At 70.7% G+C, this 6,615-nt stretch carries 7 protein-coding genes and 1 riboswitch; of the genes, 6 read left to right on the plus strand and 1 reads right to left on the minus strand.

Features of this window, described 5'->3' with window-relative positions; all coding sequences use genetic code 11:
* Positions 1 to 9: 9 nt before the first annotated feature.
* The 3 genes from tenA to thiC all read left to right on the plus strand — a co-directional run bounded on the left by tenA (position 10) and on the right by thiC (position 3,193).
* The gene (gene tenA / locus ACFWIS_RS12195) at positions 10 to 678 is read left to right on the plus strand and encodes a thiaminase II (RefSeq protein ID WP_380452481.1); all 669 of its coding nucleotides are present in this window, start codon (positions 10 to 12) and stop codon (positions 676 to 678) included.
* A gap of 180 nt (positions 679 to 858) precedes the next feature.
* A complete protein-coding gene (locus ACFWIS_RS12200; RefSeq protein WP_188305823.1) occupies positions 859 to 1,059 on the plus strand; it encodes a DUF5326 family protein in 201 nt (66 codons plus the stop codon).
* 189 nt (positions 1,060 to 1,248) lie between these two features.
* Positions 1,249 to 1,384, plus strand: a riboswitch (TPP riboswitch).
* Positions 1,379 to 3,193 (plus strand): phosphomethylpyrimidine synthase ThiC, encoded by a 1,815-nt coding sequence (gene thiC / locus ACFWIS_RS12205; protein WP_380452483.1) that lies wholly within the window; start codon positions 1,379 to 1,381, stop codon positions 3,191 to 3,193. Its footprint overlaps the riboswitch before it by 6 nt.
* Before the next feature lie 215 nt (positions 3,194 to 3,408).
* Here thiC and ACFWIS_RS12210 read toward each other — a convergent pair whose 3' ends face one another.
* A complete protein-coding gene (locus tag ACFWIS_RS12210) occupies positions 3,409 to 4,755 on the minus strand; it encodes an IS21 family transposase (RefSeq protein WP_380452484.1) in 1,347 nt (448 codons plus the stop codon).
* 350 nt (positions 4,756 to 5,105) lie between these two features.
* Here ACFWIS_RS12210 and ACFWIS_RS12215 point away from each other — a divergent pair, with 350 nt between their 5' ends.
* The 3 genes from ACFWIS_RS12215 to ACFWIS_RS12225 all read left to right on the plus strand — a co-directional run bounded on the left by ACFWIS_RS12215 (position 5,106) and on the right by ACFWIS_RS12225 (position 6,545).
* Positions 5,106 to 5,366, plus strand: coding sequence for a hypothetical protein (locus ACFWIS_RS12215; protein WP_380523837.1), 261 nt, complete (start codon positions 5,106 to 5,108; stop codon positions 5,364 to 5,366).
* 88 nt (positions 5,367 to 5,454) lie between these two features.
* Positions 5,455 to 6,228 carry a DUF2637 domain-containing protein gene (locus tag ACFWIS_RS12220; RefSeq protein WP_380452488.1) on the plus strand — a complete coding sequence of 258 codons (774 nt, stop codon included), beginning with the start codon at positions 5,455 to 5,457 and terminating at the stop codon, positions 6,226 to 6,228.
* A 137-nt stretch (positions 6,229 to 6,365) separates the two neighbouring features.
* Positions 6,366 to 6,545 (plus strand): hypothetical protein, encoded by a 180-nt coding sequence (locus ACFWIS_RS12225; protein WP_380452490.1) that lies wholly within the window; start codon positions 6,366 to 6,368, stop codon positions 6,543 to 6,545.
* Positions 6,546 to 6,615 lie beyond the last annotated feature (70 nt).

Consider the following 6,615-nt stretch of genomic DNA (forward strand, 5'->3'; position numbering starts at 1 on the left):
GTCGGTCGTATGACCCGCAGCCTCACCGACGAGCTCTGGGCGTCGATCGAGCCGATCTACGCCGAGATCCTCGCCCACCCCTTCATCGGCGGCCTCACCGACGGCACCCTGCCGCGCGAGGCGTTCCGCCACTTCGTCGTCCAGGACTCCCACTACCTGCGCGACTACGCCCGCGCGCTCGCCGTCTGCGCCGCCAGGGCCCCCGGCGAGGCCGACGTCCGGGCCTTCGCCGACGACGCGGTCGGGGCGCTGGCCGCCGAGCAGGGGATGCACGCCGAGTTCCTGACCGCCTTCGGCGGCACGACCGAGCAGGCCGCCGCCGAACCGGTGCTGCCCACCACCCGGGCCTACACCAGCTACCTGCTGGCCACCGTGTACGGCGGTTCGTTCGCCGAGGCGCTCGGCGCGGTGCTGCCCTGCTACTGGATCTACGCCCGGGTCGGCGAGGCGCTGCTCGCCCAGGGCTCCCCCGACCCGCTGTACGCCAAGTGGATCGCCACCTACGGCGACGAGGCCTTCCAGTCCGTGGTGCGCCGGGTGCTGGCGCTCACCGACCGGCTCGGCGAGGAGCTGTCGGCGGCCGAACGGCGCCGGGTGGTCGAGCACTTCGGGACCACCTCGCGCTACGAGTGGATGTTCTGGGACGCCGCCTGGCGCGGGGAGCGCTGGCCGGTCTGACCCGCCCCCCGCCGTTTCTCGGGGGTCTTCCCGGGGGTGCGGATAGGGGTGATCTAGGGGTTCTCTCCGGGCCGCAGGCCCTCGTTCCGCCGCCTGCGCCCCCGTACGATCGAAGCATCGGAAGCAAGCGGGATGCGGCCACCGAACGGCAGCCGGCCCGAGGGGAGAAGAGGAACCGACATGGCTGAGCTCTGGAAGTCGCTGCCCTCCTGGGTGCGCAACATCGTCATCCCGGTGCTGGTCCTGGTACTGGCCTGGAACATCATCGCCTTCGTGTTCGGCGTGGTCGGCGCCCTGCTGAGCATCGTGATCAAGCTGCTGGTGGTCGTCGGCATCGCCGCCGCCGTGGTGATCCTGGTCAAGAAGGCCGCCAAGAGCTGACCCCGCTCCGACCGCCGCGCGGAGCACTTCCGAAGGCCCGGCACCCCGTCCGCGGGGGCCGGGCCTCGGCGTTCCCGCCGTCCGTCCGGGTCCTTCCGGTGGCCGTCGCCCGGCCGATTCCGTTCGGAGACCGTCTGGACCTGCGGCGATCGGCTCGCTACCGTGTTGGGCGTCATGTGCAGGCAACACCGCCTGCGACGCGGGAGCTCGGAGCACCGGGCTGAGAGGGCGCTGACCGGACCGTCGACGGACGGACCGACGGCTGCGTCGACCGCAGGAACCTGGACCGGGTAATGCCGGCGTAGGGAGTAGAGGTCAGATGACCACGTTCGAAGCACAGCCGCAGCCTGCCCACAGCGCCCCCAGCAGCGAGCGCACCGGTTACCCCACCCCGGCCTGGCGCAAGGCCTACCGCGACGGATCCCGCCCCGACCTGCGGGTCCCGTACCGCGAGGTGCAGCTCACCAACGGCCGGACCGTCCCGCTGTACGACACCTCCGGTCCGTACACCGACCCGGCCTACGAGCCCGACGTGCGGCGCGGGCTGCCCGCCCTGCGCGACTCCTGGATCCGCCAGCGCGGGGACGTCGAGGAGTACGACGGCCGCGAGGCGCGCCCCGAGGACGACGGGATCAAGCACACCTCCCCGCGCGGCGGCAACCTGCGCAACCTGGACGCCGTCTTCCCTGGCCGCCCGCGCCGCCCGCTGCGCGGCCGCGGTGGTGTCGCCGTCACCCAACTCGCTTACGCCAAGCGGGGCGTGGTGACGCCGGAGATGGAATTCGTGGCGCTGCGCGAGGGCCTGGAGCCCGAGTTCGTGCGGGACGAGGTGGCCCGCGGCCGGGCCGTCATCCCGGTCAACGTGAACCACCCCGAGGTCGAACCGGCCATCATCGGCACCAACTTCCTGGTGAAGATCAACGCCAACATCGGCAACTCCGCCGTCACCTCCTCGATCGAGGAGGAGGTGGAGAAGATGACCTGGGCCACCCGCTGGGGCGCCGACACCGTCATGGACCTCTCCACCGGCCGCAACATCCACACCACCCGCGAGTGGATCCTGCGCAACTCCCCCGTGCCGATCGGCACCGTGCCGCTCTACCAGGCCCTGGAGAAGGTCGACGGCAAGGCCGAGGAGCTCAGCTGGGAGGTCTACCGGGACACCGTCATCGAGCAGTGCGAGCAGGGCGTCGACTACATGACGGTCCACGCCGGCGTGCTGCTGCGGTACGTCCCGCTCACCGCGCGCCGCAAGACCGGCATCGTCTCGCGCGGCGGCTCGATCATGGCCGCCTGGTGCCTGGCGCACCACCAGGAGAACTTCCTCTACACCAACTTCGAGGAGCTCTGCGACATCCTGGCGCGCTACGACGTCACCTTCTCGCTCGGTGACGGCCTGCGCCCCGGCTCCATCGCCGACGCCAACGACGAGGCGCAGTTCGCCGAACTGCAGACCCTCGGCGAGCTCGGCCGGATCGCCCGCGAGCGGGACGTCCAGGTGATGATCGAGGGCCCGGGCCACGTCCCGATGAACAAGATCAAGGAGAACATGGATCTCCAGAAGGAGATCTGCGACGAGGCGCCGTTCTACACCCTCGGCCCGCTCACCACCGACGTCGCCCCCGGCTACGACCACATCACCTCGGGCATCGGCGCCGCCATGATCGCCTGGTGGGGCACCGCCATGCTCTGCTACGTCACGCCCAAGGAGCACCTGGGCCTGCCCAACCGGGACGACGTCAAGACCGGCGTGATCACCTACAAGATCGCCGCCCACGCAGCGGACCTCGCCAAGGGCCACCCCGGCGCCCAGGCCTGGGACGACGCGCTCTCCGACGCCCGCTTCGAGTTCCGCTGGGAGGACCAGTTCAACCTGGCCCTCGACCCGGAGACCGCCCGGGAGTTCCACGACGAGACCCTCCCCGCCGAACCCGCCAAGACGGCCCACTTCTGCTCGATGTGCGGCCCGAAGTTCTGCTCGATGAAGATCAGTCAAAAGATCCGCGACGAACACGGCGACGGCTCCAGCGCAGTGCAGAGCGACTTCGACGCCGAGGCGCTGGCCGGCATGCAGGCCAAGTCCGAGGAGTTCGCCGCCCAGGGCAACCGCGTCTACCTGCCGATGGCGGACTGACCACTGTCGCACCACGGGGCGCTGTCGTGGGATGCCTGAGATCCCACGACAGCACCCGTCGCGTCGTCCGGGGCTTCTGCCGATACGGTGCTTCGCGGGGCCGGGGAGACTCATCCTGCCAACGTGGCTCGGCGTGCAGTGGGCAATCGGGGTGTGCGCTCGGGCTGTACACCGTCCACGGCGTCGCCGCCGCCGGTGAAGGGCGCGACGGCCACTCAGCTCCCGGCGTTGTCGGCCGGGCGGTCCCGTTGGGTGGGCACCCGCGGCGTCGCGACGTTCCGCTCCTCGCCGGGGCGGCGGGCGGGCGGGACCTTGAACCGGGCGCGTAGCGCGCCGGCTTCGGCCAGGGCCTGCGGGGACGGCGGACGCGGTGTGCTCCGCCGGCAGAACGGGGCGTCGGTGGGCGCCGGTGCCGGGCGCCGCTCCAGTGCGGCGATGGGGCTGCTGCGCTCGACGACCGTCAGTCCGGCCCCCGCCGGGGCGAGTGGGTAGCGGGCGATGACGGCTCCGGCGGGTGTCGCGACGGACAGGTGGGGCTGATCGAGGCGCAGCCTGACCTCCACCTGGGCGTCGACCAGGTTGTCCGACACGGCGTAGAAGTTGCCGCGGAAGGGCACCAGGCCCTGGGCGGTGATGGTACGGCGGGCGCGGACGTGGGCCGGGAAGGGCGTGGCGGGCAGCTCTCGAAGTGCTGCGGGGCCCGTGCGCGGGACGCCGACCGCCGGGTGCGCGTCTTCGGCGCCCCCGCGCCGGGTGTCCAGGTGTGCGGCGAGCCGGTCCAGGCTGTCCTGGGCGTCCTGGAGAGCGGTGTAGTCCGTCACCGCGCGCCGCCACCAGGTGCGGAGGGCCTCGTCGAGGGTCCGGCGAGTGTACGAACGGTGGTCGGTCGGCACGCGGCACTCGACGCGCACGCCGTAGTGTCTGGCCACCTGCCGGAACGCCGGTGTCGCCCGGTCGGCCCTCGGGCACCACACGGTCGGCGTCCGGCCGAAGCGCCAGCACCCGGTGGTGCCGCCGAGCCGTCTCAGTACGAGGTCGACGGCTTCCACGAGGTGGGGCAGTTCCTGGTCCTCCGCCAACGCCACCGACCAACGGCCGATGCCGCTGCCGGCGCCCGTGCCGGGGCCGGTGAGCGAGCCCAGTAGCAGGCATGCCCGATTGCCGTAGCCCCAGCTCGCCGGCGGCTCGGGAAGCCGCAGCCAGTCGAACTCGACGGCCACCTCGCTCCGCCGGCCGGTGGACGAGCTGCTCGCGGTCGTGGCCGCATCCTGGCACTGCTCGCAGCGCGGCCGGGCCTGGTGTCTGCGCAGGGCCCGGGTGAAGGTCGAGTAGCCGCCCGGATAGCCGAGGCCGGCGACCTCGTCGAAGAGGATGGTCGCGGCGAGGTGCGGGTCCTCCGCAAGGCGCTGGCGGCAGTACGGCAGGAACTGGAGGAAGCCGTCCTGGGAAGAAATTCGGATGCCCGGGGTCCGTTCGCCGCGAAGGTATGACCTGACCGTTTTTCGATCACGCCCGAGGTGTCGGGAGATCCTGATTATCGACCATCCTTGGCGATGAAGCATAACCGCTTCCAGATATTCCCTCCCGCTGAGCAAGAAGCCTCCCGAGGTCGAAGCCGACCCGACGCAAGTCGATGAATATGCCAAGAGCAAGTGGGAAACATAGCATCGGCCAAGGAGAAGAAACGTTCCTCTTGCAATTGTTTTACTTGGGGATTTTTGGTGAGCAGTGCCAGTGGTGAGTATAGGATTACCCCGGCGCGGCTCCTTTGAATACGTTCCGTAGTCGACCGAAAAAAGACCCAACCTTCGCGCCACCCCTGGGTAATTTTGTGGAGCATCTCCGATATCGAATATGGAAGGACGCCTGGATGCCGTAAAAACGGGACTCGCCGCCACTCGTTGATGAACCCGTGACCACCTCACCATGCCTGCCCTGCACCTCGTCACCCCCCGTGCGGGAGCCGGTCGCCTCGCTCGGGGCGTGGCTCTTCGTCCCTGACCGCCGGAACGCCGTGGGCGACGTGACCACCGGTTATCTGTCGCGCAACGGCGAGCGCGTCGTCCTGGCGCACACCTCGCGCCCGTTGGCCGACTTCGTGCGGAAGATCAGCCAGTTGGAGAGCGACTTCGCCGCACGGATCGGCTCCCTGCTCTTCCCGGCCGAATCATGACGCCGCCGGTCGCACCGAGGTCCCCGGCGCACGGCCGGGCCGGTGGCCGGATCGAGCCGCAGCCAGGCGACCACGTGGGGAGCGTGCCATGTACGACCGTGTGACCGGGCTTCTCGGCGGGTACGGGGACGGCGGCTACGGCGAGTCGAACGACGAGGCATGGGCCACGCCCCATGACCACATCCGCGAGGCGACCCGGCCGGCGGGAGACTGGTACGACGACGGCTTCGCCTATGGCCGCGGCGTCGCGTACGGCGACGCGCAGGCGTTCAGCTCCATCGTCACATCGGTCGGCGGTTGGGAGGACACGACGGCGTTCGTGCCGCCTCCGCGCGCGCCGGTCGATTCGTCCAGTCCGACCGGGGCCGGCCGACCGGTCGGCCCGTCGGCCTCTCGGCATCGCAGACGGTCCCCCTTTCCCCGCCCGTCCTGGCCCCAGCTGATCAGCTTCGTGTTCGGCGCACTGACGGCGGTGACGGTCGCTGCGGCCTGTGCGCTGGGCTGGGTGTTCTCCTACAGCCCCTTACAGGAACTGGCGTTCTCACGCGTGCCGCGCGGACTGTCGCAGTTGTGGCCGGTGGTCGTCTACGGGCCGTGGCTTGCGGGTTGTCTCTCGGTCCTGCGTGCTGTCCAGCACGGACGGCAGCCGCTGCACTCCTGGGCCGTGGTCGTGCTGTTCTCCGGCCTTGCGGCCGGACTGTGTGTCGCCGACGTCTCCTGGACGCCGTCCGCCGTCGTCGTCGCCGGGCTGCCCCCGCTCACCGGCGTCATCTCGCTCCACCAACTGGTGCGCCAACTCACCGCCGCCCGCGGTGCGCGCCAAGGTCCGGACCGTCAGTCCGGGCGCAGGGCGCGCCGGTGAACTGCGGTCACCGGTCACCGGTCGCAGGCCGACAGCTGGGGCCGTGGTCGAATATCCGCCGGTGTCCGTGATCGGTTGCCATTCACCGGCTGCGATCGGTTGGCCTCGGCTCTCCGGCCGGGCCGACAGATTGGCCGATGCCGCTTGTGTCGAAGCTCTGCCCGACGAAGATCAGTCAAAAGATCCGCGACGAACACGGCGACGGCTCCGGCGCAGTGCAGAGCGACTTCGATGCCGAGGCGCTGGCCGGCATGGCCGAGAAGTCCGCCGAGTTCGCCGCCCGGGGCAACCGGGTCTGTCTCCCCCTGGCCGACTGACGACGGCACGCGCGGAAGTGGCGGCCCCGCGGGGCCGGGGGGGGCGGCCCGGGCGCGCGCAACCCGGGAC

The sequence above is a fragment of the Kitasatospora sp. NPDC127060 genome, assembly GCF_042724935.1.
GTDB lineage: Bacteria > Actinomycetota > Actinomycetes > Streptomycetales > Streptomycetaceae > Kitasatospora.